This is a genomic window from Dyella sp. 2RAB6 (assembly GCF_052115385.1).
GTDB lineage: Bacteria > Pseudomonadota > Gammaproteobacteria > Xanthomonadales > Rhodanobacteraceae > Dyella_D.
Genome location: NZ_JBFRGP010000001.1, coordinates 574,731 through 599,988 on the forward strand (window position 1 = coordinate 574,731; position 25,258 = coordinate 599,988).

Annotated in this window: 23 protein-coding genes; 14 read left to right on the forward strand and 9 right to left on the reverse strand. The window is 68.2% G+C overall.

All coding sequences use genetic code 11. The features are described from left to right. The first annotated feature begins 34 nt into the window (after nt 1-34). The 8 genes from AB4083_RS02530 (at nt 35) to AB4083_RS02565 (ending at nt 5,941) form a co-directional block, all read left to right on the forward strand. Nucleotides 35-646 (forward strand): YdbL family protein, encoded by a 612-nt coding sequence (locus AB4083_RS02530; RefSeq protein ID WP_441606174.1) that lies wholly within the window; start codon nt 35-37, stop codon nt 644-646. Nucleotides 647-720: 74 nt separating this feature from the next. After that, complete coding sequence (rlmD, locus tag AB4083_RS02535; protein WP_441606175.1) at nt 721-2,034, forward strand: 23S rRNA (uracil(1939)-C(5))-methyltransferase RlmD; 1,314 nt, start codon at nt 721-723, stop codon at nt 2,032-2,034. Nucleotides 2,035-2,038: 4 nt separating this feature from the next. Continuing rightward, nucleotides 2,039-2,566, forward strand: a complete 528-nt coding sequence (locus AB4083_RS02540; RefSeq protein ID WP_441606176.1) for a CYTH domain-containing protein — start codon at nt 2,039-2,041, stop codon at nt 2,564-2,566. Beyond that, nucleotides 2,566-3,582, forward strand: coding sequence for a beta-N-acetylhexosaminidase (nagZ, locus tag AB4083_RS02545; protein ID WP_441606177.1), 1,017 nt, complete (start codon nt 2,566-2,568; stop codon nt 3,580-3,582). Before AB4083_RS02540 ends, nagZ begins: the two co-directional genes overlap by 1 nt. Then, on the forward strand, nt 3,579-4,142 hold the full coding sequence (locus AB4083_RS02550) for a hypoxanthine-guanine phosphoribosyltransferase (RefSeq protein WP_441606178.1): 564 nt from the start codon (nt 3,579-3,581) through the stop codon (nt 4,140-4,142). Before nagZ ends, AB4083_RS02550 begins: the two co-directional genes overlap by 4 nt. A gap of 20 nt (nt 4,143-4,162) precedes the next feature. Then, nucleotides 4,163-4,726 carry an NADPH-dependent FMN reductase gene (locus AB4083_RS02555; RefSeq protein ID WP_441606179.1) on the forward strand — a complete coding sequence of 188 codons (564 nt, stop codon included), beginning with the start codon at nt 4,163-4,165 and terminating at the stop codon, nt 4,724-4,726. A gap of 103 nt (nt 4,727-4,829) precedes the next feature. After that, on the forward strand, nt 4,830-5,573 hold the full coding sequence (locus tag AB4083_RS02560) for an S-methyl-5'-thioinosine phosphorylase (RefSeq protein ID WP_441606180.1): 744 nt from the start codon (nt 4,830-4,832) through the stop codon (nt 5,571-5,573). Nucleotides 5,574-5,734: 161 nt separating this feature from the next. After that, entirely contained in the window at nt 5,735-5,941 is a 207-nt protein-coding gene (locus AB4083_RS02565; RefSeq protein ID WP_441606467.1) for a cold-shock protein, read from the forward strand. A 71-nt stretch (nt 5,942-6,012) separates the two neighbouring features. On the opposite strand, the gene AB4083_RS02570 is transcribed toward AB4083_RS02565, so the two are convergent. Beyond that, entirely contained in the window at nt 6,013-7,071 is a 1,059-nt protein-coding gene (locus AB4083_RS02570; protein WP_441606181.1) for a LacI family DNA-binding transcriptional regulator, read from the reverse strand. A 376-nt stretch (nt 7,072-7,447) separates the two neighbouring features. On the opposite strand from AB4083_RS02570, the gene glk reads away from it, so the two are divergent. The 4 genes from glk (at nt 7,448) to AB4083_RS02590 (ending at nt 13,430) form a co-directional block, all read left to right on the forward strand. Then, entirely contained in the window at nt 7,448-8,449 is a 1,002-nt protein-coding gene (gene glk, locus AB4083_RS02575; RefSeq protein ID WP_441606182.1) for a glucokinase, read from the forward strand. 92 nt (nt 8,450-8,541) lie between these two features. Then, complete coding sequence (locus AB4083_RS02580; RefSeq protein WP_441606183.1) at nt 8,542-11,556, forward strand: TonB-dependent receptor domain-containing protein; 3,015 nt, start codon at nt 8,542-8,544, stop codon at nt 11,554-11,556. A gap of 93 nt (nt 11,557-11,649) precedes the next feature. Further along, the gene (locus tag AB4083_RS02585) at nt 11,650-12,699 is read left to right on the forward strand and encodes a N(4)-(beta-N-acetylglucosaminyl)-L-asparaginase (RefSeq protein ID WP_441606184.1); all 1,050 of its coding nucleotides are present in this window, start codon (nt 11,650-11,652) and stop codon (nt 12,697-12,699) included. Beyond that, nucleotides 12,699-13,430 carry a copper homeostasis protein CutC gene (locus tag AB4083_RS02590; RefSeq protein WP_441606185.1) on the forward strand — a complete coding sequence of 244 codons (732 nt, stop codon included), beginning with the start codon at nt 12,699-12,701 and terminating at the stop codon, nt 13,428-13,430. Before AB4083_RS02585 ends, AB4083_RS02590 begins: the two co-directional genes overlap by 1 nt. A 101-nt stretch (nt 13,431-13,531) precedes the next feature. Here the strand turns inward: AB4083_RS02590 and AB4083_RS02595 are convergent, their stop codons facing one another. The 7 genes from AB4083_RS02595 to AB4083_RS02625 all read right to left on the reverse strand — a co-directional run bounded on the left by AB4083_RS02595 (nt 13,532) and on the right by AB4083_RS02625 (nt 21,269). Further along, a complete protein-coding gene (locus tag AB4083_RS02595; protein ID WP_441606186.1) occupies nt 13,532-15,304 on the reverse strand; it encodes an ABC transporter transmembrane domain-containing protein in 1,773 nt (590 codons plus the stop codon). Between the two features lie 83 nt (nt 15,305-15,387). Further along, nucleotides 15,388-16,497 (reverse strand): acyltransferase family protein, encoded by a 1,110-nt coding sequence (locus AB4083_RS02600; RefSeq protein ID WP_441606187.1) that lies wholly within the window; start codon nt 16,495-16,497, stop codon nt 15,388-15,390. A gap of 293 nt (nt 16,498-16,790) precedes the next feature. Then, nucleotides 16,791-17,384 carry an IMPACT family protein gene (locus AB4083_RS02605; protein ID WP_441606188.1) on the reverse strand — a complete coding sequence of 198 codons (594 nt, stop codon included), beginning with the start codon at nt 17,382-17,384 and terminating at the stop codon, nt 16,791-16,793. Beyond that, a complete protein-coding gene (locus tag AB4083_RS02610) occupies nt 17,381-18,325 on the reverse strand; it encodes a hypothetical protein (RefSeq protein ID WP_441606189.1) in 945 nt (314 codons plus the stop codon). Before AB4083_RS02610 ends, AB4083_RS02605 begins: the two co-directional genes overlap by 4 nt. After that, nucleotides 18,322-18,876, reverse strand: coding sequence for an RNA polymerase sigma factor (locus tag AB4083_RS02615; RefSeq protein ID WP_441606190.1), 555 nt, complete (start codon nt 18,874-18,876; stop codon nt 18,322-18,324). The genes AB4083_RS02610 and AB4083_RS02615 overlap by 4 nt, the downstream gene beginning before the upstream one ends. Before the next feature lie 108 nt (nt 18,877-18,984). Then, the gene (locus tag AB4083_RS02620; RefSeq protein ID WP_441606191.1) at nt 18,985-20,415 is read right to left on the reverse strand and encodes a phospholipase; all 1,431 of its coding nucleotides are present in this window, start codon (nt 20,413-20,415) and stop codon (nt 18,985-18,987) included. Between the two features lie 116 nt (nt 20,416-20,531). Next, the gene (locus tag AB4083_RS02625; protein ID WP_441606468.1) at nt 20,532-21,269 is read right to left on the reverse strand and encodes a YdcF family protein; all 738 of its coding nucleotides are present in this window, start codon (nt 21,267-21,269) and stop codon (nt 20,532-20,534) included. A gap of 207 nt (nt 21,270-21,476) precedes the next feature. On the opposite strand from AB4083_RS02625, the gene AB4083_RS02630 reads away from it, so the two are divergent. Next, on the forward strand, nt 21,477-22,895 hold the full coding sequence (locus tag AB4083_RS02630; protein WP_441606192.1) for a sugar porter family MFS transporter: 1,419 nt from the start codon (nt 21,477-21,479) through the stop codon (nt 22,893-22,895). Between the two features lie 112 nt (nt 22,896-23,007). On the opposite strand, the gene AB4083_RS02635 is transcribed toward AB4083_RS02630, so the two are convergent. Then, on the reverse strand, nt 23,008-24,069 hold the full coding sequence (locus AB4083_RS02635) for an NAD(P)-dependent alcohol dehydrogenase (RefSeq protein WP_441606193.1): 1,062 nt from the start codon (nt 24,067-24,069) through the stop codon (nt 23,008-23,010). 180 nt (nt 24,070-24,249) lie between these two features. Between AB4083_RS02635 and AB4083_RS02640 the strand changes: the two genes are divergently transcribed. Next, nucleotides 24,250-25,182: an AraC family transcriptional regulator N-terminal domain-containing protein gene (locus AB4083_RS02640; RefSeq protein ID WP_441606194.1), complete on the forward strand. Its 933-nt coding sequence runs from the start codon at nt 24,250-24,252 to the stop codon at nt 25,180-25,182. Nucleotides 25,183-25,258: the final 76 nt, after the last annotated feature.

The window sequence follows — 25,258 nt, forward strand, 5'->3', positions numbered from 1 at the left end:
GAAGTTCCCCATTCCCCGCCATGGAGCGTCGATCATGCGCAAACTCGTCTATGTCCTGCTGACCTCGCTGTTCGTCGCGCTGGTCGGCTGCGTCACCATCAATGTGTATTTCCCCGAGGCCGCCGCGCAGAAGGCCGCCGATCAGTTCATCGGCACGGTGCTGGACAACGCCAAGCCGGCGAACCAGGGCAATGACGACAAGAACGAGCCCAAGCCCGCCGAGAAGTCCGGCAAGCAGCCGTCGGCGATGCTGCTCGACCTGCTGATTCCGGCCGCCTATGCGGCCGACGTGCCGGACGTGCGCATCCAGACCGCCACCACCGAAGCGATCCGCGGCCGCATGCAGCAGCGCTTCCAGGGCAGCCTGGGCGCGCTGTTCGACAGCGGCGCGGTGGGCTTCACCAAGGACGGCCTGGTCGCCGTGCGCGACGCCTCCAAGCTGCCGCTGAACCAGCGCGCCGAAGTCAGCGCCAGCGTGGCCGACGAGAACCGCGACCGCAGCGCGCTGTACCGCGAAGTGGCCAATGCCAACGGCCATCCGGAATGGGAAGGGCAGATCCGCGCCACCTTCGCCAAGGGCTGGATCGAGCGGGCGCGGTCCGGCTGGTATTATCAGGACCCCTCGGGCGCCTGGAAGCAGAAGTAATCCCTGCGCGCTTCCCTGCTTTTTTCCGTGTCGCCCGGACTGCATGATCCGGGCGCGCGTTTTTTGGGGTCACGATGAACGAGTTCGAAGCCACCATCACCGATCTCAGCCACGACGGCCGCGGCGTGGCCCGCATCGACGGCAAGGCTGTGTTCGTCTCCGACGCGTTGCCGGGCGAGGAAGTGCTGCTGCGCATCCGCCGCCGCCATCGCAACTTCGACGAAGCCGAGATGGTGGAGCTGCGCACGCGCTCGCCGCACCGCGTCGAACCGCGCTGCCGCCACTACGGCCAGTGCAGCGGCTGCGCGCTGCAGCACCTGGACGCCGAGTCGCAGATCGCCGCCAAGCAGCGCGTGCTGGCCGAGAACTTCGAGCGCATCGGCAAGGTGGCGCCGGCCGCGTGGCTGCCGCCGCTGACCGACCAGCCCTGGGGCTATCGCCGCAAGGGCCGGCTGTCGGTGCGCCACGTGGTGAAGAAGGGCCGCGTGCTGGTCGGCTTCCGCGAGGAGGACAACCCGCGCTTCGTCGCCGACATCGAGCAATGCGAAGTGATGCATCCGGCGCTGGGGCCGAAGGTCGGCCTGCTCGGCGAACTGGTCGGTACGCTGGATGCCGCCGGCGAGATCGCGCAGATCGAATTCGCCGCCGGCGACGACACCGTCGCCCTGGTGTTCCGCCATCTGAAACCCTTGAGCGAGTCGGACCTGGGCAAGCTCACCGCATTCGCGCAGGCGCACGACTTCGCCATCTACCTGCAGCCCGGCGGCATCAGCAGCGTGCATCCGCTGTGGCCGGAACAGCCGCGCCTGGCCTTCCGCATCGGGGCCGGCGAAGGCGTGCCGGAGGTGGAGCTGGAATTCCGTCCGCTGGACTTCGTCCAGGTCAATGCCGGCATGAACCGCCGCATGATGGCGCGCACGCTGGAACTGCTCGACCCGCAGCCGAGCGACCGCGTGCTGGACCTGTTCTGCGGCCTGGGCAACTTCACCTTGCCGATCGCCCGCCGCGTGGGCGAAGTGGTCGGCGTGGAAGGCGAGCATGGCCTGGTCGAACGCGCGGCGCAGAACGCCATGCGCAACGGCATCGCCAATGCGCGCTTCGAAGTCGCCAACCTGTTCGAGGACCAGCGCAACACGCCGTGGGCGCGCCAGGCCTGGGACAAGCTGCTGCTCGATCCGCCGCGCGCCGGCGCCGACAAGCTGCTGGAGTACCTGCCGCACCGCGACACGCAGCGCATCGTCTACGTGTCCTGCCATCCGGGTTCGCTGGCGCGCGACGCCGGCATCCTGGTGCAGAAGCACGGCTTCCGCCTCAGCGCGGCCGGCGTGATGGACATGTTCCCGCACACCGCGCACGTCGAATCCATCGCCCTGTTCGAGCGCGGCTGACGCCATGGGCGTGGAAATCGAACGCAAGTTTCTTCTGCGCGGCGACGGCTGGCGCGGGCAGGTGGGCAGCTCGGAGCGCATCGCGCAGGGTTATCTGGTCGGCGCCGAAGCGCTGCGTGCGGGGCTGGCGCGCGCCTCGGTGCGTGCGCGCATCGCCGGCGAGCGCGCCTGGCTCAATATCAAATCGGCCGAGCTGGGCATCCAGCGCGCCGAGTTCGAATACGCCATCCCGGTGGCCGACGCCGAGGCCATGCTCGCCGGCCTGTGCGGCGGCGTGCTGGAGAAGTTTCGTCACCTTGTCACCGTCGACGGCGTAACGTTCGAGATCGACGAGTTCCTCGGCGACAACGCCGGCCTGGTGGTGGCCGAAGTGGAACTCGACGCGCCGGACGCGCCGTTCCCGCGCCCCGACTGGCTGGGGCGCGAACTGAGCGCGCTGGCGCGCTACTACAACGTCAACCTGATCGAGCATCCGTACGCGCGGTGGACCGCGGCCGAACGCGCTGCCGACGACGCCGAGGAGCAAGCCTGATGTTGATGATCGGCCTGGCCGGACTGGCACTGAGCGACACCGAGCGCCGCCAGCTGGTGGCGCCCGGCGTGTCCGGCGTGCTGCTGTTCGCGCGCAACTTCGCCACGCGCGAGCAGGTGAGCGCGCTGATCGAGGCGATCCGCGAAGTGGCCGGCGAGGACTTTCTCGTCGCGGTCGACCAGGAAGGCGGCCCGGTGCAGCGCTTCCGCGACGGCTTCACGCGCCTGCCGGCGCTGGCCCGGATCGGCGCCGTCTACGAGCGCAACCCCGACGAGGCGATCCGCCTGGCCGAGGAGCACGCCTGGGTGATGGCCAGCGAGATGCGCGCGATCGGCGTGGACTTCAGCTTCGCTCCGGTGGTGGACCTGGCCCGCGGCAATGCCGCGATCGGCGCGCGCGCCTTCCATGCCGATCCCGCCGTGGCCGCCGAGCTGGGCCAGGCCTATGTGCGCGGCATGCACCTGGGCGGCATGGCGGCGGTGCTCAAGCATTTTCCCGGGCATGGCTCGGTGGCGGTGGACACGCACAAGGCGGCGGCGGTCGATCCGCGGCCGCTAGAGCAGATCCGTCGCGAAGACCTGCATCCGTTCGCCGAAGGCATCGAGGCGCGGGTGGAAGCGGTGATGATGGCCCACGTGGTCTATCCCGCCGTCGACGCGCAGCCGGCCGGCTACTCCAGGGTATGGATCCAGCAGGTGCTGCGCGGCGAGCTGGGTTTCAATGGCGCGGTGATCAGCGACGACATCAGCATGGCCGCCGCCGGCGCGGCCGGTGGCGTGGCCGCGCGCGTGGCCGCCCACCTCGACGCCGGCTGCGACCTGGTGCTGGCCTGTTTCCCCGACGTGGTCGACGAAGCGATCGCCGCCGTGCAGGGCCGCGCCGCCGCCGCGCCGGAGCGCCTGGCCGCCATGCGCGGCGCGCTGGGCGCCACCTGGGAAGGACTGACCGACAACCCGCAGCGCGAGCGTTTCATCGCGCGCATCACGGCGCTGGACGCCGAGGAAGGCAAGGCATGAGCAGCACCGACGCTACCCGCACCATTCCCCCGTTGGCCGATGCATTGGCCAATGCCGACCTGCTGTTCGACCGCGCCACGCTGGACGGCGTGATCGCCGACATGGGGCGGCGCATCGATGCTGCCCTGGACGGCGAGCGCGCGGTGTTCCTCACCGTGATGAACGGCGCGCTGGTGTTCGGCGGGCACCTGGCGCTGGCGATCCGCACCGACCTCGAATTCGACTACGTGCACGCCACCCGCTACCGCGGAGCCACCACCGGCAACGAGCTGCACTGGCTGCGCGAGCCGCTGGTGTCGCTGCAGGACCGCACCGTGCTGCTGGTCGACGACATCCTCGACGAGGGCCACACCCTCAAGGCCGTGCGCGACGACTGCCTGCGCCGCGGCGCACGCCGCGTGCTGGTGGTCGCGCTGTGCAGCAAGCAGCACGACCGCCTGGTCGAAGGCATCGTCGCCGATTTCAACGGCGTGGAGCTGCCGGACCGCTACGTGTTCGGCTTTGGCATGGACTACTACGAGCAGGGCCGCAACCTGCCGGGCATCTACGCGCTGCGTTGAGCGGCCAGCGAAAGGAACGCATGAACATCCTCGGCATCTCCGGCAGCCTGCGCGCGGCCTCGTTCAACACCGCGCTGCTGCATGCCGCGCAGGGTCTCGCGCCGGCCGGCATGGACATCGCCGTGCATCGCCTGCACGAGCTCCCGCTGTTCGACCAGGACGTGGAAGAGCAGGGCGACCCCGCAGCGGTCAAGGCATTGAAGGACGCCGTCGCGGCGGCCGACGGCCTGCTGCTGGCCTGCCCGGAATACAACGGCGGCATCAGCGGCGTGCTGAAGAACACGATCGACTGGATCTCGCGGCCCGGCCACGAGCGCAAGGCCTCGGTGCTGGCCGGCAAGATCGTCTGCATCGTGGGAGCCAGCCCCGGCGCCACCGGCACCGTGCGTGCGCAGGACGCGCTGCGCCTGGTGCTGCGCCGCGCCGGTGCGCGCACCGAGCCGCAGGGCGAGGTGCTGGTGTTCCAGGCGCATACCAAGATCGTCGACGGGCAGCTCGCCGACGAGCGCACGCGCGAGGCGCTGGCGCGCCACCTGCAGGCTTTCGCCACGCGGCTGGCAGCAGAGGCGGGCAGGTTGGGGTGAGCGCAAGCGAAGCCCGACATCGCCACCGATCAGCGGCACCCGCATTGGGGTTCGCTTGCGCTCACCCCAACCTACGCCTTACGAAACGAAGGAAGGTCTTACCGTGACTATCGATCTGGCCGTCATCGGCGGCAGCGGTCTCTACAGCTTCCCCGGCCTGGAAAACACCACGCGCCACGGCGTCGACACGCCGTACGGTAAGACCTCGGCCGACGTGGTGGTCGGCGACTTCGCCGGCAAGCGCGTGGCCTTCCTCGCGCGCCACGGCGAAGGCCATGGCGTGCCGCCGCACCGTGTCAATTACCGTGCCAATTTGTGGGCACTGCATTCGCTTGGTGCGCGAACTGTGATCGGCGTCAATGCTGTGGGCGGTATCCGCGATGACATGGGCCCGCGCGCGATCGTCGTACCGGACCAGGTGATCGACTACACGCATGGCCGCTACACCAGCTTCTGCGACGTCGAAGGCGCCGAGGTGAAGCACATCGATTTCAGCGAGCCGTACACCGCGGCGCTGCGCCGCCGGCTGGTCGATGCGGCCGCGCAGGCCGGCATCGCGGTGATCGACGGCGGCTGCTACGGCGCCACCCAGGGCCCGCGCCTGGAGACGCGCGCCGAGATCGCGCGCATGAAGCGCGACGGCTGCGATCTGGTCGGCATGACCGGCATGCCCGAAGCGGCGCTGGCGCGCGAACTGGAACTGGCTTACGCCTGCCTGGCGCTGGTCGCGAATTTCGCCGCCGGCTGCGGCGACGAAGCGGAGATCAGCATTGACGAAATCTTCGCGCACCTTAAGGCAGCGACCGCGGAAGTGCCGCGAATCCTGGGTGCTTTGCTCAAAGCTTGAGCAGCTCAGCCTAGGCCGTCTGGCTATACGCACCCGCATATTGCGCTTTGACCTGAAACATGTTGATACTTCCGCCCGTGCCAGGGGCGGCGGACCAAGGGGTTGTGGTGGTTCTGCACGAAGCCATGGTGCATCCAATCCATGATTCAGAGGTTCACGCAATGCGTTTCGGTACGGTCAAGTGGTTCAACGACGCCAAGGGCTTTGGTTTCATCGCGCCTGAGGACGGTGGGGAGGACGTTTTCGTCCACTTTTCGGCGATCAACTCCAAGGGCTTTCGCAGCCTGCAGGAAGGCCAGCGCGTGCAGTTCGAAGTGACCCAGGGCCCGAAGGGTGCCCAGGCTTCGGGCGTCGAGATCGCAGGCTGATCCGCCGCGCCGGCGTTGCGTCGGCCACCGGTTAGATAAAGAAAATCCCGCATCGCAAGATGCGGGATTTTTTATGCACCGGCCGCCGCCGGCGCGCGGCGTTCGCGTCCCGCGCGTGGCGGCGCGGTGGAGCCGCGGATCACCAGCTCCGGCACGAAGCGCTCGCTGCCGGGCAGCGTGCCCTTCTGCAATTGCTCCAGCAGGCGCGAGGCTGCGTGCCGGCCGATCTCGCTGGTCGACTGGCTGGCGGTGGTGAGCGCGGGCCACGCCTGGCGCGAGAACGGGTTGTCCTCGAAGCCGGCGATCGACAGATCCCACGGCACGTCCAGTCCGGCCGAACGGGCCGCGGCGAGCGCGCCGGCGGCGATCTCGTCGTTGCTGCCGAAGATCGCGCTGGGCGCGTCCTTGCCGGCCAGCAGCTTGCGCGCGCGGCGGAAACCATCCTCGAAGGTGTAGGTGCCTTCCAGCACGTATTTCCTGCGCACGGGAATGCCGTGCTCCTTCATCGCGTCTGCGTAGCCCTCGTAGCGTTCCGGGCTGGAGCGGTAATGCGGGTCGCCCCACAGGAAGGCGATGGCGGTGTGGCCGAGCTGGATCAGGTAGGCGGTGATCGCATAGGCCGCCTTGTGGTCGTCGACGTAGACGCAGGGTGCGCCGTCCTTCGGGTCGCCGCGTGCGGCGATGATCCGCGCATAGGCCACGTCGTTCGCCTTGAGCTTGGCCAGCAGGCGTGCGTTCTCCGACATCGGCGGGGTCAGCACCAGGCCGGCGAGGCGCGCGTTCTTGGCCAGCAGCGAGAGTTCGTCCACCAGGCGCGGCGAACGCGGGTCGCAGGGATAGATCAGCAGCTCGTAGCCGCGCTCGCGGCAAGCGCTGAGCACGCCGTTCTGCAGGCTCAGGATGTAGTTGGCGTTGGGGTTGTCGTCGTAGACCAGGGCGATGGTGAACGAGCGCGTGCCGCGCAGGCTGCGCGCGGTGGCGTCGGGACGGTAGTGCAGGGTCTCGATCGCGCGCCGCACCTTCTGCACGGTGTCGGCATGCACGGTCGGTTCGAGGTTGATCACGCGCGACACCGTCATCGGCGAGACGCCGGCAAGGCTGGCGACGTCTTTGATCGTGGGCCTACGCAACGCAGCGCTCTCCCCTGGGCGGCGACGTTCCATCCTAGCCCAAGCGGTGGCGTGCCGGCGACGCGACTTCCGTTCTATGCGGCCGCGCACGCGCGTCGACGGTAGCGTTACCACGAATGATGTCAGCCGAGCCCGGCCACGCGAGGGACGGCCCGGTGGTGCAGGGCGGCTGCCGCGAAATCCGTTCGCGGCGAAGATCACGCAACACTGCATATATATAAGGAGTAATCGACATCGATCACGCGGCGTGACGAGGCTCACGCATGCCGCCGATCGTATCGGCAGCAACCATTGATAACGTTACCATTCCGCCTTAGCATCGATCCGATGACAAGGACACGGCACCGCCGTGTCCGGCGAATGACGGGGAGCATCGATGCAGGATCGTGCGTGGGGAGCCGTGGCGCCAAAGCCGCGGGTCATGCTGGCGGCGGACGTGGGTGGCACGCATGCGCGCATCGGCCTGATCGATGCCGCCGCGCCGGCCGGCGCCGGCGGCGTGCTGGCCTATGAGCGCTATGCGGGCGCCGACTGGCCGGGCCTGGCCGAAATCCTCGCCGACTTCCTCGCCCGCCACCCCGGCCATGCCGTCGACGAAGCCGCCATTGCGGTGGCCGGCTACGTGCGCGATGGCGAACTGGTGGCCGAGAACCTGCGCTGGCCGGTGCGCCTGGCCGAGCTGCGCGAACGCCTGCACTTGCGCAAGCTGCAGGTGGTCAACGATTTCGAGGCGCTGGCCTACGCCACGCAATACCTCGGCGCGCACGAAAGCCTTGCCGTGATCGAGGCGCCGACCGCTGCCGGCCCCGTCGCCGTGGTCGGCCCGGGCACCGGGCTGGGCTGCGCCTTGCTGTTGCCGGATGGCAACGGCGCCACCGTGCTGCCCAGCGAAGGCGGGCACGTGGCGCTGGCGCCGGGCAACGAACGCGAGATGGCGCTGCTGCGCCTGCTCGCGCGCGGACGCGACTACGTGCACACCGGCCACGTGCTGTCCGGCCCCGGCCTGGTCAATCTCTATCGCGCCATCGGCGAACTGGACGGCCAGCCTGCCGTCCATGCGCAACCCGAGCAGATCAGCGCCGCCGCACAGCAAGGTGGCGATGCGCTCGCGCTGGAAACGCTGCATACGTTCTGCGCCTTGCTCGGCGGTTTCGTCGGCGACCTGGCGGTGCTGTTCAAGGCCTCCGGCGGCGTCTACCTGGCCGGCGGCATCCTGCCGCAACTGCGCGAATTCCTGCCGCGCAGCGCGTTCCGCGAGCGCTTCTTCAACAAAGGCGTGATGCGCGAGTTCCTCGCCGGCGTGCCCGTGCGGCTGATCGAGCACGGCCGGCTGGGCGTGCTGGGCGCGGCCGGCCTGGCTGCGCGCGACGAGGTTTGAAAGGCGCGGGCCCGGCGCCCGCGCAAGGACCGGGTCCCGTTCGGCCATCCACGAACGGGACAAGACAACAACATTCATTGGGAGGTGAAGGCATGTTGGCAATCAAGCATCGCGGGCATGAGCTGTCCCGCAATATCCTGGCGTGCGTGCTGGGCCTGGCCCTGAGCGGCACCGCCTTCGCACAGTCGACCACCGGCTCGATCTTCGGCAGCGTCGGCGGCGATGCCGCCGGCAGCACCGTGGTGGTGCAGGGCGACAACGGTGTGTCGCGGCGCATCCCGGTCGGTGCGGACGGCCGCTACCAGGCCGGCGCGCTGCCGGTAGGCACCTACAAGGTGATGCTGGAACGGCAGGGCGCCGTGGTCGCCTCGCACGACGAAGTCTCGCTGCGCGTGAGCAGCGGTACCCAGGTCGATTTCGCCGGCGCCGCGGCTGCTGGTGCTACCAACCTGCAGGGCGTGCAGGTCACCGCCAGCGCACTGCCGCCGATCGACGTGAGCAGCGTGGATTCGCGCACGGTGATCACCGCGCAGCAGCTCGATGCGCTGCCGCTGTCGCGCACCGCCGAAGACATCGCGCTGCTGGCGCCGGGCACGGTCAGCTCCGGCTCCAACTTCAGCAGCCGCATCGGCGGCGGTGGCAACCTGGTCTCCTTCGGCGGCGCGTCCGGCGCGGAGAACGCGTACTACATCAACGGCTTCAACACGACCGATCCGTACAAGGGCCAGGGTGCACTGCAGCTGCCCTACGGCGCGATCGACCAGCAGGAAGTACTCACCGGCGGCTACAGCTCGATGTACGGCCGCTCCGACGGCGGCGTGCTCAGCCAGGTCGGCAAGAGCGGCACCAACGATTGGCATTACGGCGCGCAGGTGCAGTGGACGCCGCGCTCGCTGATGTCCTCCCCGGACGACATCATCTACGCACGCAACCGCTACGCCGGCACGCCGTACCAGTACCGCCAGGACGACAAGTCGTGGCGCACCACCTACAGCGCCTATGTCGGCGGCCCGCTGATCAAGGACCGCCTGTACTTCTTCGTCGCCGCCGAGGCCGACCGGCAGCAGGGCAGCACCACCTCCACCAGCGACGCCAGCAGCCCCTCGCGCAACAACTACACGTACACCACGCCGAAGTGGTACGCCAAGCTCAACTGGAACATCACCGACAGCCACCTGCTGGAACTGACCGGCATCTCCAGCAAGCAGAGCGGCTCGGGCAGCAACTATGCGTTCGACTACGGCACGCACCGCACCGGCGCGTTCCAGTCGTACTCCGACCGCACCAAGACCGGCGGCGACGCCTACATCATCAAGTACACCGGCTACCTCACCGACACCATCACGCTGAGCGCGATGTACGGCAAGATGCGCCTGCACGACTACTCGGCGCCGGTCAGCTTCGACCCCAACCTGCCGTACCTGCAGAACATCCAGGACCAGAACCTGGCGCTCACCGGCGGCCGTCCGATCGGCAACAGCCAGTCGACGTTCTCGGTGCCCGCGTCCACCCAGGGTTCGCAGAACACCAACCTGCGCATCGACCTGGAATGGCGCCTGGGCGACCACAAGCTCAATCTCGGCATCGACGACCAGACCCCGCGCACCATCGACCAGGGCAGCAACAGCCTGACCTGGACCTATGCGCACAACAACGACGCCACCGCGCCGGTCGATCCGGCCAACGGCATCGGCGCGCCGGGCGGCAACGGCTACTACGTGACCAAGGAAGTGGTGACCGGCGCAGCCGGCGTGAAAACCGTCGAGCACGCGCAGTACATCGAAGACACCTGGCAGATGACCGACCGCTTCCTGCTCAACGTCGGCCTGCGCAACGACGCCTTCGCCAACTACAACAACAGCGGGCAGAAATTCACCTCGCAGAACCGCAACTGGTCGCCGCGCCTGGGCTTCAGCTGGGACGTGTACGGCGATGCCAGCCTGAAGGTCTACGGCAACGCCGGCCGCTACTACCTGGCGATCAACAACAACACCGCCTATGACGGCGCCACCGGCTACGCCTGGAACCGCAGCTACTACACTTACAGCGGCATCGACTCCAACGGCATGCCCACCGGCCTCAAGCAGTTCGGTTATTACGACGTCAACGGCCATACCGGCCAGGCACCCGATCCGCGCACGGTGGCTTCGACCAACCTGGGCGCGGAATACCAGGATGAGTTCATCCTCGGCGCCACCAAGGCCATCACGCCGGAATGGATCACCGGCGTGAAGGGCACCTTCCGCGTACTGCGGCAGATCTCCGACGACGTTTGCGACAGCTCCAACCAGCTGATCGCCAAGACCAAGGCGCTGTACAACCTGACCGACGACCAGATCACCGCCAACCGCGGCGCCTGCTACATCTTCAACCCTGGCAAGACCAACGACTTCGACGTGCTCACCACGCGCGGCTATGTGCGCGTGCCGATGAGCAATGGCGACTGGGGCTTCGCGCAGGGACCGAAGCGCAAGTACTACGCGCTGGAGGCGTTCCTGGAGCATCCGCTGGGCAAGGACAACTGGGGCGGCCGCATCAGCTACGTGTTCTCGCGCAGCTACGGCAACTCCGAAGGCCTGCTGCAGGTGTCGCGCGGCAACGACTCGGTGGGCGTGACCCAGGACTGGGACAACTCATATGTGATGGACCACGCCAACGGCGTGCTGGGCAACAACCGCACCCACCAGATCAAGGCCTACGGCGTGTATCGCGTGTCGCCGGAGTGGATGGTCTCGGGCGTGGCCAACCTGGCCTCGGGCGGTCCGCACAACTGCCTGGGCTTCTACGGCGCCGACCAGTCGCAGCCCGACGGCTACGGCTCGTACTACCACTGGTGCAACGGCAAGCCCTCGGTGCCCGGCTCGATGGGCGACCTGCCGTGGACCTACCGCATCGACCTCAACGTCACCTACCGCCCGGCCTTCGCCGACCACAAGCTGGCTTTCAACGTCAGCGTGTTCAATGTGTTCAACCAGCAGCGCCCGGTGGTGCTGTACACCCGCTACAACAGCGGCAACACGCCGGACAAGCTCAACGACCTGTACGACACGGTCAAGGTGGCGGAGACGCCGCGCTACGTGCGCCTCGGTGTCAGCTACGACTTCTGACCGTCAAAGTCCCGCGGCCGGCCCATGCCGGCCGCGGGCGTTCGCCTGTACTCTCGGGCGACCGTTTTTCCCCCATCTATCTGGAGACACCCGATGGCCGATCGCCGCCGCTTTCTGAAGACCGCAGCACTGGGCGTGACCGCCGCGGCACTGTCCTCCCGCATCGCACCGGCGCTGGCGGATGGCAAGACTGCCGGCAAGACTGCTGGCACGACCGCCGGCGTCAGCGGCAGCCGCAAGCCGCGGGTGATCTCCACCTGGGACTTCGGCGTGCCCGCCAATCTCGCGGCCTGGACCGTCCTGGCCAAGGGCGGCCGCGCGCTGGATGCGGTGGAAGCCGGCGTGATGATCCCGGAGTCGGACCTGAAGAATCACAGCGTCGGCCGCGCCGGTTACCCCGACCGCGACGGCCACGTCAGCCTCGACGCCAGCATCATGGACGGCGACGGCAGCTGCGGCGCGGTCGCCGCGCTGGAGAACATCGCCCATCCGATCCAGGTTGCGCGCCGCGTGATGGAACGCACCCCGCACGTGCTGCTGGTGGGCGAGGGCGCGCAGCAGTTTGCGCTCGAGCAGGGCTTCAAGAAGGAAAAGCTGCTCACCCCGGAATCGGAACAAGCCTGGCACGAGTGGCTGAAGACCGCGCACTACCAGCCCAGCGCCAACAGCGAAGTGCACGACTACGGCAAGGGCGCCGGCGGCAAGGACAACCACGACACCATCGGCATGCTCGCCATCGATGCACAAGGCCGCCTGGCCGGCGCCTGCACCACCAGCGGCATGGCCTGGAAGCTGCGCGGCCGCGTCGGCGACAGCCCGATCATCGGCGCCGGCCTGTACGTGGACGGCGAGGTCGGCGGCGCCACCTCCACCGGCGTGGGCGAGGAAGTGATCCGCAATGCCGGCAGCTTCCTGGTGGTGGAACTGATGCGCCAGGGCCGCTCGCCGCAGCAGGCCTGCGAGGAGGCGGTGATGCGCATCGTCAAGAAGCGGCCGCAGGCGTCGAAGGATCTGCAGGTGGGCTTCCTCGCCATCAACCGCGAGGGCGAGGTCGGCGCATTCGCGATCCAGTCCGGTTTCAGCTATGCGGTTTGCGATGGCGCGAAGCAGGACGGCCTGTTCCCGTCCAAGAGCGTCTACTGATGAGCAGCCGCTACTTGCTCGAAGTGGCGGCCAATTCGGTCGCATCCGCGCAGGCCGCGCAGGACGGCGGCGCCGGCCGCGTGGAGTTGTGCACGGGCCTCGAACTGGGCGGTTTGACGCCGTCCGCGGCCCTGGTCGCGATGGTGCGCGAGCGCCTGCATATTCCGCTGTATGTGCTGGTGCGTCCGCGCGCCGGCGACTTTCTCTACAGCGATATCGAATGCGAAATGATGCAGCGTGATATCGAGACCTGCGCCGCGCTCGGTTGCGACGGCGTGGTGATCGGCGTGCTGGATGCGGATGGCCGCGTCGACAGCGAACGCTGCAAGCCGCTGATGCGTTCGGCCGGTGGCCTGGGCGTGACGTTCCATCGCGCGTTCGATCTCACCGCCGATCCGGAGCAGGCGCTGGAGGATCTGATCGCGCTCGGTTGCGAGCGCGTGCTGACCTCGGGTGCGCGGGCCAGCGCGATGGACGGTGCGCCGTTGCTCCGGCGACTGGTGCAGCGGGCGGATGGCTGCATCGCGGTGATGCCCGGTGCGGGTGTCACGCCGCAGAATATCGCCGCGCTGGCCGAAGCGACTGGTGCGACGGAACTACATGCGTCGGCCAAGCGGCAACTGGCGTCGGGCATGCGGCACCGGCGGCCGGAGTTGCATGATATGGAAAGTGGCGAGATCCGCAGCGACGTGGAGCAAGTGAGAGCCCTGGTGGCCGCGTTGAATGCGTAGGTTGGGGTGAGCCGCAGGCGAACCCCAACGTCGCGGCCTTCATGCGCATCGCATCGTTGGGGTTCGCCTGCGGCTCACCCCAACCTGCATCGATGCATCGCTCAGGCGACGAACTGCAGCTTCGCCAATTCCGCGTAAAGCCCACCTTCCGCCAGCAGGCTCTCATGCGTGCCCTGCGCCACGATGCGTCCGCCATCCATCACCACGATGCGGTCGGCGCGCTGCACGGTAGCGAGGCGATGCGCGATCACCAGCGTGGTGCGCCCCTTCTCCAGCCGCTCCAGGGCCTGCTGGATCGCCGCCTCCGACTGCGCATCCAGCGCCGAGGTCGCCTCGTCCAGCAACAGCAGCGGCGCATCGCGCAGGATCGCGCGTGCAATGGCCACACGCTGGCGCTGTCCGCCGGACAAGCGCACGCCGCGCTCGCCCAGCTCGGAGCCATAACCGCCCTCCAGCGCGCTGATGAACTCGTTCGCCTCGGCGGCGCGCGCGGCATCGCGCACTTCGTCGTCGCTGGCGTCCTGGCGGCCGAAGCGGATGTTGTCCGCCGCGGTGCCGCTGAAGATCACCGTCTCCTGCGGCACCAGCGCGATGACGCCGCGCAGGTCCGGCAGGGCCAGCGCGCGCAAGTCGACGCCGTCGAGCGTGATGCGGCCGTCCTGTGGGTCGTAGAAGCGCAGCAGCAGCGCCAGCACGGTGCTCTTGCCGGCGCCGGAAGGGCCGACCAGGGCCACCGTCTCGCCGGGGCGGATGTGCAGGTCGAAGTCGTGCAGCGCCGGTGCGTCGGGGCGACTGGGATAATGGAAGCCCACATTCTCGAAACGCAGCGCGCCGCTGACCGGCTTCGGCAGCACCTGGGGCTGCGGCGGGCTGGTCACTTCGGCGCGTTCGCCGAGCAGCTCGCCGATGCGCTCCATCGCGCCGCCCGCGCGCAGCACGTCGCCCCACACTTCCGCCAGGCCGGCGACCGAGCCGGCGGCGAAGATCGCGTACAGCACGAACTGGCTCAGCAGGCCGGGCGTCAGGTCGCCCGCCAGCACGTCGCGCGCGCCGATCCACAGCACCAGGGTGATCGCACCGAACATCAGCACGATTACCGCGGCGGTCAGCAGCGAACGCGTGCCGATGCGCTTGCGCGCGGTGGCCAGCGCGCGGGTGATGGCGCTGCCGTAGCGGGTGCTCTCGATGTCCTCGCGCGCATACGCCTTCACCGCGGGCGCGGCGTTGAGCGTTTCGTTGGCGATCGCGGCGGCGTCGGCCAGGCGGTCCTGGCTGGCGCGCGAGAGTTTGCGCACGCGGCGGCCGAACAGCATGATCGGCAGCATCATCGCGGGGATCACCAGGGCGGTGAAGCCGGCCAGGCGCGGGATCGTCCACACCATCGCCACCACCGCGCCGACCAGGGTCACCATGCTGCGCAGCGCGACCGAGATGCCTGAGCCGATCAGCGCCTGCACCACTTCGGTGTCGGTGCCCAGGCGCGAGATCAGTTCGCCGACGCGGCTGCGCTCGAAGAAGCCCACGTCCAGCCGGATCACATGCCCGTACAGCTTGGAGCGCATCGAGGCAAGCGCACGCTCGCCCAGCAGGGTGATGCAGAAGTAGCGCGCCGCGGTCGACGCGGCCAGCACCAGCGCCACGCCGAACAGGCCCAGGAAGGTGAGATTGATGGTCGCCGCGTTGGAGGCGCCGAAGCCCTGGTCGATCATGTGGCGGACCGCCATCGGCAGCACCAGGGTGGAGCCGGAGGAGATCGCCAGGAACACCAGCCAGCCGATCGCCAGCGAACGGTGCGGTTTCAGGAAGGGCCAGAGTTGGCGCAGGGCGCCGAGCCGGCGCTTGGGGGAGGATTCGTTCGCCTGGGATTCGCTCATGGGGTTCGCCGGGTCTGGACCGAAGGGAGATTGGGGCCCGAGCCGGCGATTCAATCACATGGCGATGGCGAAAAGGGTGACGCTCATGCGCCCGCCGAGGTCGGGGCCAGCGTCCGCCGCGCCACGTCGCGCTGGTGCAGGCGGTCGCGCAGGCGCAGGAACGGCGCTTCCACCGTGTAGTGCAGCAGCGCGCCGCCGGCCAGCACGCAGGCCGCATACAACCCGAACGCCGCCATGCCGTGGATCTGCGGATACGTGACCAGCCACGTCTGCACCGCGTGAAAGACCAGCTTGTGATCGAGGTACAGGCTGTAGGAAATCAGCGCCAGCCAAGCCGCACCCGGCACGCGATGGCGGCCCAGCCAGCACGCCGGGCTGGCAGCGGCGAACACGATCAGGGCCAGGCCCCACGACAGCAGCGGATAGCCGAGCACCGAAGCGAGCAGGCCGGCGCGGTCCTGGAAGATCGCCAGTGCGGCGCCGGTAAGCGCCAGGCCCGCCAGCAGCGCGACATTGGCCCTGGCCTGCAACCGCGCCCACAGCTCCGGCCGATACGCCTGCAGCGCCGCCAGCACCACGCCGGCGAGCAGTCCGTCGAGCCGGTTCCAGGTCGGGTAGTAGATGACCTCGACGAACGGACGCTCGCCCATGTGCAGCCACAGCCACGCACGCAGCGCCATGCCGCCGGCCAGCAGCAGCACGCACAGCGCGACGAATGCGCGCACCGAACCGCGCCGCGCCACCCACCACGCCAGCAGCGGGAACAGCAGATAGAAATGTTCTTCCACGCACAGCGACCACACGTGCGAGAACGCCTGGTTGTGCCGGTAGTCGATCAGGAAATTGATGGTGTAGCTGAGAAACTGCCACAGCGGCTGGATGCCCGGCGCCTCGCGTGCGGAGGGCAGGGCGAAGTACACCGCCAGTACCGCGAAGTAGGCCGGCATCGTGCGCAGGGCGCGGCGCAGATAGAAGCGTCCGAATGCCGGGGCCTTGCCGTCGGCCAGCGGTTTGAGCCATTGCGAGCCGATCAGGTAGCCGCTGAGCACGAAGAACAGGTCCACCCCGGCCCAGCCGTTGTCTTCCAGCCAGCTCCAGCCGTCGCCAAGGCCGCCGATGAGGAAGGAGTGGAACAGCATCACCCATACGATGGCGATGGCGCGCAGCAGGTCGAGGCCGGGCAGGCGGTGCATGAAGTCAATCCGTTGAATGCGGCGTGCGAAAGAACGCGATTCTGCGAAGCTGCCGAGGCCGTGGCAAGCGATTGGCTGTGGCGTTTTGCGGGCAATCGGCGAGGCGTGCGTGGGCGCGGGTGAAGCGTGTTGTGCGCAAACTCCCCATCCATTTTTCAGTTTCCACACTGGAATCCTTCTCCCTCCGGGAGAAGGTGGCGGCAGCCGGATGAGGGTACGGGCGAAGTGGAGCATCCGACTCCGCCCGTACCCTCACCCCAACCACTCTCCCGACGGGAGAGGGGCTCAAGCTTTTAGTCCAACCGTCGCGCCGCCGCCCGCCCACGCGTGATGTCCACAATACGCGCCTGCACTTCTGCCACACGGCTTTCCGGCAGCCGCAGTTCGAGTTCGACACCATCGGCCCCGAAGCGCTCCTCGTCGATCTGCGCCTCGCACTCCTTCAGCCGCGCCTTCAGCAAGGCCAGCTCCGCGAATTCGCAGTGCAAGCCCAGGCGTGCCATCGCCACGATCGCCACGCGTTCGGCCAGCCGCAGGCATTCGGCCGCCGTGCCGCCATAGGCGCGCACCAGCCCACCGGCGCCGAGCTTCACGCCGCCATACCAGCGCGTCACCACCACCACGGCGCGGTCGATGCCCTGGCCCTCCATCGCCTGCAGGATCGGCCGCCCCGCGGTGCCGCCGGGTTCGCCGTCGTCGTTGAAGCGATAGTCCTGGCCGATGCGGTAAGCCCAGCAGTTATGCGTGGCGTCCGGATCGCTTATCTGGCGCACGAAGGCCAGCGCCGCGTCCGGCGAATCGACCGGTGCGGCCTGGGCGAGGAAGCGGCTTTTCTTGATTTCTTCGAGGTGCTGGCACGGTCCGGCGAGGGTGTAGCTCACGCTCATGGCGTGAGCAGCAGCGCGCGCAGGTCGTCGGGCAGCGGGTAGTCCGGATGGTCGCGATGGAAGTCGGCGAGGCGCTGGCGCGCTTCATCGCGATGCTGTTCGGCGAGCAGGCGGCGGATCTTGTCCAGTTCCTGCGCGGGAGTGTCCAGCGCGTTGCGCTCGGTGTCGGCGGCGGGTGGCGCTGCGGGCGGGGGTGGGGGCGCCATCGCGGGGGTCGCCACTATGCTCGGTGCGGCTTCGACCGCCCGCTCCGCATGGGCCTGCGGTTTGGCGGCATAGCCTGCTTGGGCGACCGGTTCCGTGCGCAACGGTGCGTACGCGCGCAGCTCGCCTGCAGCGGCCTGATCGGCGGCGGCCGGTGGTGGCATGGCGATCGATGCGGCGGCGTTCGCGGCCTGCTCTTGCACAGGGGCGTTCTGCAAGGCTTCCGCTGCGGGAGCGGCGCGCTTCGCCATCGCGTTGTCGGCCTGGCGAACCCTGGTCGTCACCAGGTGTGGAGGGGCGATCTTCGCCGGTAACGGGACGGCGCTTTCCGTCGCACGGTCCTGCGCTTCTTCCATGGCCGACGGCGCCGCCGCAACCGCGGGAGTCGCCGACTTCGCCGCTTCCTGCGTGGTCACGGTCACCGCACCCGGCTGCGCGGCCGGCACGCTCGCCGGCATGTCGCGCATGCGCCAGCCCAGTCCGGCCGCGAGCACCAGCACCGCGGCGCTGCCCAGGGCGATCGGCCAGCGCGGCCGCTTCGATGCGCGCAGCGAAGCCGCGGCCGGCACCTCGGCGCGCACGGCTTGCGCCGCCGCACGCAGCACGGCTGCATCCAGCGCGGGGCCGGGCTCCTTGCGCGGGAGCTTGCGATATAGCGCGCCCAGCTCGTCTTCGCCGGGCAGGCGGCCGTTATCGGGGAGATCGTTGTCGTCGTCGGGGGGAAGATGCGTATTCATTCGGCCAGCTGCTCGCGCAGTTTGTTCATGGCATAGCGCAGGCGCGATTTCACTGTTTCGCGGCCGACGCCGGTGACCTCGGCGATGTCCTCCAGGCTCAGTTCCTGTTCCAGCCGCAGCAGCACGGCGGTGCGCTGCTCGTCCGGCAATTGCTCGATGGCACGCTGCAGGCGGCGGCGCTGTTCGAAATCCGACAGCGCATGTTCGGGCTGTTCCTGCGCCGGCGCTTCCGCCTGCGCGATCGCCAGTTCGCCAGCCTCGCCATCCAGCGTCGGCCGCTTGCGGCGATAACTGTCGACCAGCAGGTTATGCGCGATCTGCAGCAGCCAGGTGGTGAATTTCGCCTGCGGCTGGTAGCGCTCGCGCGCGGCGATCACGCGGCTCCAGGTTTCCTGGAACAGATCGTCGGCCACCGCCGGCTGGCGGCAGGCGCGCAGCAGAAAGCGGTACAGCGTGCCGCGGTGGCGCGCGTACAGGGCCTCGAACGCGCTCAGGTCGCCCTGCGCGTAGGCCAGCATCAACGTCGCGTCCTCGTCCACCGCGGTATCCATGGCGGGCGAGGGTAAGCGAAATCGGCCGCGCGGGTAAGCGGCGGGGCGGGCGGGCGCGCAGGTGGTCATCGCTGGATGCAACGCCGCCGCGCGGGCGGCGGGGTTGGCTCAGCCGATCACGGCGCCCGGGTCGGTCTTGCGGAAATCCTCGGGCGCCAGGTTCTGGGTGAGGCGGAACACGCCCTCGTGCACCTTGCGCGGCAGGATCACGTCCAGCACGGTGGTCTGGTGCGGACCCATGGCGCCGAACAGGTCGTCCACCGTCGAGGCGGGCAGGTGATGGACCAGGCCGGTGACGAGGGTGGGCTGGATCTGCGCGGTATACGGCCGGCGCCCGTCCATCACCGGCCGCAGCGTCTGCCGGCTGTTGCGCGGGTCGGCCACGCGCGAATCGCCGGCCAGCAGCGAGTAATCGAGGAAGAACGAGATCACCGCCGGCGCGCGGCTGTTGGCCTGGCGGTCGAGCATGAAGCCGCGCGGCATCCAGTCGGGATTGGCCGGCGTGCCGGCAGCGAGCAGGAAGCGTGTATCGGGCAGCGCTTCGCCCGCTTCGTCCGTCAGCCGCACGATCAGCAGGCTGCGCGGATCGTGGATATGCACGCGCGGCGGGAACGGGCCGACCGGCTCCAGTTCCACTTTGTCGCCGTCGCGCTGCAGGTTCTCCGTATCGAAGGCGTCGCACAGGGCGGTGTAGCCCTGGCGATCCGCCACGTGCAGGCAGCGCAGCACCGCGTCGATGGTGGCGGCGGGCGCAGCCGTCATGATCCCTTGCGTTTCGCCCGAATGGGACGCGCCGGGAATCAGCTTGAACGCCGAGCGTGGCGCATGTACGAGATTGAGGCCGAGCACGTCCGCATCGGCGCCGCTGCTCTTGCAGGTGAGTACCGCATGCGATGCATTGAGGTTGGCCGAAGCGATGCGCACCACGCCATCGGAGCCATCCTCGCCGGTGTAGCTGTTGACGTGGTCGTACATCGCGCGGTCGGGACGGTCGCCGGCCAGCACGAACAGGAACTGCCCCTTGTCCGCCAGGTCCGCGCCGTGGATGTGATCCACATTGAGCGACAGCGACTCCGGACTGCCCAGCTCCAGCCAATCGAGAATGCGCTGCCCGGGTTCCACGTCATTGAACGCCGAGCGCATCCGCCCCAGCAGCCCCTTGCCCAGCTGCGCCAGGGCCGAACCGAAGTTGGCCGGCGCCAGCATCACCAGATGGGTGAGCCGGATCGTACTGAACGCGCCAGGCCGTTCGCGCTGCGCGCGCAACCATTCGCGCACCAGCGGCCCACCGGTGGAATGCGTGACGCAGGCAAAGCTGGGGCCGTCCAGATGCAGGTCGCGCAGCGCGTGGTCGAACGCGCGCACCAGGTCGGCCATGGTGACCGAGTCGTCGAAGCTCACGTACTTGGACAGCCACAGGTCCGCGATGCGCACACCCATGCCTTGCGCGGCGGCCTGCTGCTGCAGGCGCTGCGGCAGGGCGCCATAGGTCGAGGTGTTGGTGACGCTCCAGCCGTGGACGAAGACGAGGGTGGTCATGGGCTTCGGGTCCTGCAGTGGGGGGATGAGCGCGCCGCCATACATGCATGATGCCAGCCAGACGTCGCGCTTCCTGCGACTGGCCGCGCCCCGTGGGCGCAGTCATCGGTTCGAGGTTACTTCAGCTTCGGCGCATTCAAACCCAGCGCGTTGTACACGTGAAACCGCGCAATCCCCACATACTCATGCAGCGCCGCATCCGTCACCGTGAAATTCCAAGACAACGGATAGAACGACCACAGCGGCTCGACCAGATCCCCGCGCACCGGCGTCGGCTCGATGCCGAAGTGGTCGAAGTACAGCAGGCTGCGGCGCATATGCAGGCCGGAGGTCACCAGTACGGTGCGTTGCGGTGCGTACGCGTCGAGCATCGGCTTGCTGTATTGAGCGTTGTGGAAGGTGCTCAGGCTGCGCTCTTCCACCAGTACGTCGGCAGCAGGAACACCAGCGCGGACCAGTGCGTCGCGATAGACCGCGGCCTCGGGCGCGCCATTACCCTGCGGGTCGCCACCGCTCGCCAGTACTTTGCAATCGCCACCTGCGAGGTGACAGGACTGGTATTGCGCCACCGCCGCGAGAATGCGGCCGTTGGCGAAGAAGCTCGGTTCCAGCGTGCCGTGTGCCGCGTCCTTGAAGCTGCCCGCGCCCAGCAGCACGATCGCGTTGCGCGCGCCCCAGTTGAACGACGGTGCGCTGGCGTAATCGCCCTGCAATCCGCGCATCAGCCAGCCCGGCACCGGTCCGCAACCGACGGCGAAGACCAGCAGCAGCGCGAGCAGGCCGAGGGTGCGGGCCAGCCGCGGACGCTTGCGGCGGCCTAGATAAGCAAGCAGGCAGAGCAACAGCAGTACGATCAGCGACACCGGTTCATTCCAATGCACGGGGAAGCTGCGCAGCTTAACCGGCGCACATGGCCGTGGCGCGCATGGCGGCTGGATCGGTAGGTAAAACGTGTTGCGCGGCAGCAAATGCTGCATACGTATTCATCCGCGCCGCCTGCGCATGCAACGCAGAATCGGCCAGGTTTTATTTCCGACACACGGCAAGGGGAGCGCCGCAGCATGAAGGCAGTGCAGATGGTCGAAGGGGAGGGCCGCGCGACGGCGCGGGTGGTGCTGATCGCCGCGGCGGCAGCGCTGGGTGGATTTCTGTTCGGTTTCGATACCGCGGTGATCAACGGCGCGGTGGATGCGGTGCGCGGCAATTTCGGGCTGGGCGCAGGAAGCATCGGTTTCGCGGTGTCGTGCGCCTTGCTGGGTTCGGCGCTGGGCGCCTGGTATGCCGGCCCGCTGGCCGACCGCTGGGGGCGCGTGCGCACCATGCAGGTGGCGGCGGTGTTGCTTGCGTTGAGCGCCGTGGGTTCGGGACTGGTGACCGGCGTATGGGACCTGGTGCTGTGGCGGCTGGTCGGCGGCATCGGCGTGGGCATGGCCTCGGTGATCGCGCCGACCTATATCGCCGAAGTCTCGCCGGCCTACGTGCGCGGGCGGCTCGGTTCGCTGCAGCAGCTGGCGATCGTGCTGGGTATCTTCGCTGCGCTGCTGAGCGATGCCTGGCTGGCCGGCACCGCCGGTGGCGCCGCGCAGAAACTATGGCTGGGCCTGGAAGCGTGGCGCTGGATGTTCCTGGTGGCGTTGGTGCCGGCGCTGATCTATGGCTCGCTGGTGCTGGGCGTGCCCGAATCGCCGCGGCATCTGGTGGCCAAGGGGCGCATGGACGAAGCGAAGCAGGTGCTGCGCCAGGTGCTCGACCTGCACGACGAGCACGCGCTCGACCACAAGCTCAACGACATCGCGCAGAGCCTGCGTTCCGAATACCGCCCCGGCCTGCGCGACCTGCGCGGCTCGATGGCCGGCCTGCTGCCGGTGGTGTGGGTAGGCATCCTGCTGTCGGTGTTCCAGCAGTTCGTCGGCATCAACGTGATCTTCTATTACTCGTCCACCTTGTGGCATTCGGTGGGCTTCAGCGAGTCGGATGCGTTCTCGATCAGCGTGGTGACCTCGGTGGTCAACGTGCTGGTGACCCTGGTGGCGATCGCGCTGGTCGACCGCATCGGGCGCAAGCCGCTGCTGGCGATCGGCTCGGCCGGCATGGCGGTGACGCTGGGCCTGATGGCGTGGTGCTTCTCGCAGGCTGCGGGCAGCGGCGCGGCGCTTAGTTTGCCGGCGCCGTGGGGCATGGTTGCGCTGGTGGCAGCCAATGCCTATGTGGTGTTTTTCGGCCTGAGTTGGGGGCCGATGGTGTGGGTGTTGCTCGGTGAGATGTTCCCCAACCGCATTCGCGCGATCGCCCTGGCAGTGGCTGCGGCGGCGCAGTGGGTGGCGAACTTCATCATTACCAGCAGTTTTCCGGTGCTGTCGGAAATGGGCCTGAGCTTCGCTTACGGCTTGTATGCGTTGTTCGCGCTGCTGTCGCTGGTGTTCGTGGTGAAGGCGGTGCGGGAGACGAAGGGAATGGAGCTGGAGGAGATGGGGCGCTGAAACCCCACCTCCATGCATGGCGTAGGTTGGGGTGAGCCGCAGGCGAACCCCAACATCGGGCGCATCGCATTGTTGGGGTTCGCCTGCGGCTCACCCCAACCTACGCCGGGCGTTACGCGGACTTTTTCAACGACGCCAGGTCGATCACGAAGCGATACCGCACATCGCTCTTCAACATGCGCTCGTACGCCTGGTTGATGTTCTGGATGTCGATCATCTCGATATCCGACACGATGCCGTGCTCGGCGCAGTAGTCCAGCATCTCCTGCGTTTCGGCGATGCCACCGATGCCGGAGCCTGCGATGGAGCGCCGGCCGAGCACCACGTTGTGCGCCGCCACGGCCGGCTCGATCGGCTCGAGCAGGCCGACCAGGCACAGCGTGCCGTCGATGTTCAGCGTTTCCAGGTAGGGGTTGAGATCGTGCGGGCTGGGCACGGTGTCGAGGATGAAGTCGAACGCGCGCGACACGGCTTTCATCTGCGCCGGATCGGTGGACAGCACCACGTGGTCGGCGCCCAGGCGGCGCGCTTCGGCCTCTTTGTCCGGCGTGCGGGTGAACAGGGTGACGTCGGCGCCCATCGCCTTGGCGAACTTCAGGCCCATATGGCCCAGGCCGCCCAGGCCGACGATGGCGACCTTGCTGCCCTGGCCGATCTTCCAGTGGCGCAGCGGCGACCAGGTGGTGATGCCGGCGCACAGCAGCGGCGCGGCGGCCTTGGGGTCGAGCTTGTCGGAGATGCTCACCACGAACTTGTCGGACGACACGATGCGTTCGGAATAGCCGCCGAAGGTCGGCATGCCGTCGCGGCGGTCGATGCCGTTGTAGGTCCAGGTGGCGCCTTCGACGCAGTACTGCTCCAGGCCCTTGTGGCAGGCGTCGCAGTGCTGGCAGGAATCGACCATGCAGCCGACGCCGACCATGTCGCCGACCTTGAACTTGCTTACCTCGGCACCGACCGCGCTGACGCGGCCGATGATTTCGTGGCCCGGCACCATCGGATAGATGCTGTTGTGCCACTCGTTGCGCGCCTGGTGGATGTCGGAATGGCAGACGCCGCAATACAGGATGTCGATCACCACGTCGTCCGGGCGCGGATCGCGCCGCTCGAAACGGTGCGCTGCCAGCGGGGTGGTGGCGGACTGTGCGGCGTAGCCTTGGATGGTCAGGGCCATGGGGACATGCTCCTCGGTCATTAGGGTGGCTGGTGACCTGAAAAGTATGGGCCGCCACCCCTGCGCGGGGTTAGCCGGATACTGCGAGATCGTTGCCCGATCCTGCAAAGTGCTTGGGCGGCGCTCGCCAGAAGGTGTAGAAATAGGCAAGATTGGCCTATCGCTTTCCGGTACAAACCCATGCAGTACAAGCCTTTATATGAATCGATCCCGGCGCAGCTTCAGCAGGATTGCGAGGATCTGACAGCGCTGATTGAACGATACGCCCCCACCGAAGGCACCCACGACACCCCCTGGGCGCCGCTGACGGTGTTCCGCGCCGACTCCACCAGCACGCCCATCTGCACCTTGTACGAGCCCAGCTTCGGCCTGGCCCTGCGCGGCGCCAAGCAGATCGTGCTGGGGCAGGAGGCGCTGGTGTTCGAGCCCGGCCGGTATTTGCTTACTTCGGTGGATATGCCAGTGCTCGCCCAGGTGCTGCGCGCGGAACCGGACGAACCGTGCCTGTGCCTCAAGCTGCGCTTCGACCTGCAGCGCCTGCGCGAGCTGTTGCCCGAGGTGCGCGCGCCGCGGACGCCGGCGGCTTCCTCGCGGGGCATCGCCTTGAGCGCGATCGACGGCGGTCTGCTCGATCCGGTGCTGCGGCTGGTGCGCCTGCTGGACCAGCCCGAGGACCTGCCGGTGCTCGGGCCGCTGCTCGAACGCGAGCTGCTGTATCGCCTGCTGACCGGCGAGCAGGGTGCGCGGCTGGCGCAGATCGCCACGGCGGGCAGCCAGGGACATCAGATCGCGCGCGCCATCCATTGGTTGCGCGAGCACTACCATCGGCCGCTGCGCATCGACGAGTTGGCGGCGCAGGTGAATATGTCCACCTCGTCGCTGCATCACCATTTTCGGGCGGTGACGGCGGTGAGCCCGTTGCAGTACCAGAAGCAGTTGCGCCTGCAGGAGGCGCGGCGGTTGTTGTTGACGGAGCGTTGCGACGTGGCGACCGCCGCGCATCGCGTGGGCTACGAAAGCCCGTCGCAGTTCAGTCGCGAATACAGCCGGCATTTCGGCGCGCCGCCGCTGCGGGATGTGGTGCGGTTGAGGGTGGAAGCGAGCGTGGCGTAGGTTGGGGTGAGCCGCAGGCGAACCCCAACATTGGACGTATCGCATCGTTGGGGTTCGCCTGCGGCTCACCCCAACC

What these genes read in the sequence shown, in the direction of transcription:
- AB4083_RS02630 (WP_441606192.1), top strand. Translation starts at nt 21,477, where the DNA reads ATGAAGGCAGTGCAGATGGTCGAAGGGGAGGGCCGCGCGACGGCGCGG.
- AB4083_RS02640 (WP_441606194.1), top strand. Translation starts at nt 24,250, where the DNA reads ATGCAGTACAAGCCTTTATATGAATCGATCCCGGCGCAGCTTCAGCAG.
- AB4083_RS02615 (WP_441606190.1), bottom strand. Translation starts at nt 18,876, where the DNA reads ATGGATACCGCGGTGGACGAGGACGCGACGTTGATGCTGGCCTACGCG.
- AB4083_RS02580 (WP_441606183.1), top strand. Translation starts at nt 8,542, where the DNA reads ATGTTGGCAATCAAGCATCGCGGGCATGAGCTGTCCCGCAATATCCTG.
- AB4083_RS02590 (WP_441606185.1), top strand. Translation starts at nt 12,699, where the DNA reads ATGAGCAGCCGCTACTTGCTCGAAGTGGCGGCCAATTCGGTCGCATCC.
- nagZ (WP_441606177.1), top strand. Translation starts at nt 2,566, where the DNA reads ATGTTGATGATCGGCCTGGCCGGACTGGCACTGAGCGACACCGAGCGC.
- AB4083_RS02540 (WP_441606176.1), top strand. Translation starts at nt 2,039, where the DNA reads ATGGGCGTGGAAATCGAACGCAAGTTTCTTCTGCGCGGCGACGGCTGG.
- AB4083_RS02530 (WP_441606174.1), top strand. Translation starts at nt 35, where the DNA reads ATGCGCAAACTCGTCTATGTCCTGCTGACCTCGCTGTTCGTCGCGCTG.
- AB4083_RS02605 (WP_441606188.1), bottom strand. Translation starts at nt 17,384, where the DNA reads ATGAGCGTGAGCTACACCCTCGCCGGACCGTGCCAGCACCTCGAAGAA.
- AB4083_RS02610 (WP_441606189.1), bottom strand. Translation starts at nt 18,325, where the DNA reads ATGAATACGCATCTTCCCCCCGACGACGACAACGATCTCCCCGATAAC.
- AB4083_RS02565 (WP_441606467.1), top strand. Translation starts at nt 5,735, where the DNA reads ATGCGTTTCGGTACGGTCAAGTGGTTCAACGACGCCAAGGGCTTTGGT.
- AB4083_RS02550 (WP_441606178.1), top strand. Translation starts at nt 3,579, where the DNA reads ATGAGCAGCACCGACGCTACCCGCACCATTCCCCCGTTGGCCGATGCA.
- AB4083_RS02595 (WP_441606186.1), bottom strand. Translation starts at nt 15,304, where the DNA reads ATGAGCGAATCCCAGGCGAACGAATCCTCCCCCAAGCGCCGGCTCGGC.
- AB4083_RS02585 (WP_441606184.1), top strand. Translation starts at nt 11,650, where the DNA reads ATGGCCGATCGCCGCCGCTTTCTGAAGACCGCAGCACTGGGCGTGACC.
- AB4083_RS02635 (WP_441606193.1), bottom strand. Translation starts at nt 24,069, where the DNA reads ATGGCCCTGACCATCCAAGGCTACGCCGCACAGTCCGCCACCACCCCG.
- glk (WP_441606182.1), top strand. Translation starts at nt 7,448, where the DNA reads ATGCAGGATCGTGCGTGGGGAGCCGTGGCGCCAAAGCCGCGGGTCATG.
- AB4083_RS02620 (WP_441606191.1), bottom strand. Translation starts at nt 20,415, where the DNA reads ATGACCACCCTCGTCTTCGTCCACGGCTGGAGCGTCACCAACACCTCG.
- rlmD (WP_441606175.1), top strand. Translation starts at nt 721, where the DNA reads ATGAACGAGTTCGAAGCCACCATCACCGATCTCAGCCACGACGGCCGC.
- AB4083_RS02555 (WP_441606179.1), top strand. Translation starts at nt 4,163, where the DNA reads ATGAACATCCTCGGCATCTCCGGCAGCCTGCGCGCGGCCTCGTTCAAC.
- AB4083_RS02600 (WP_441606187.1), bottom strand. Translation starts at nt 16,497, where the DNA reads ATGCACCGCCTGCCCGGCCTCGACCTGCTGCGCGCCATCGCCATCGTA.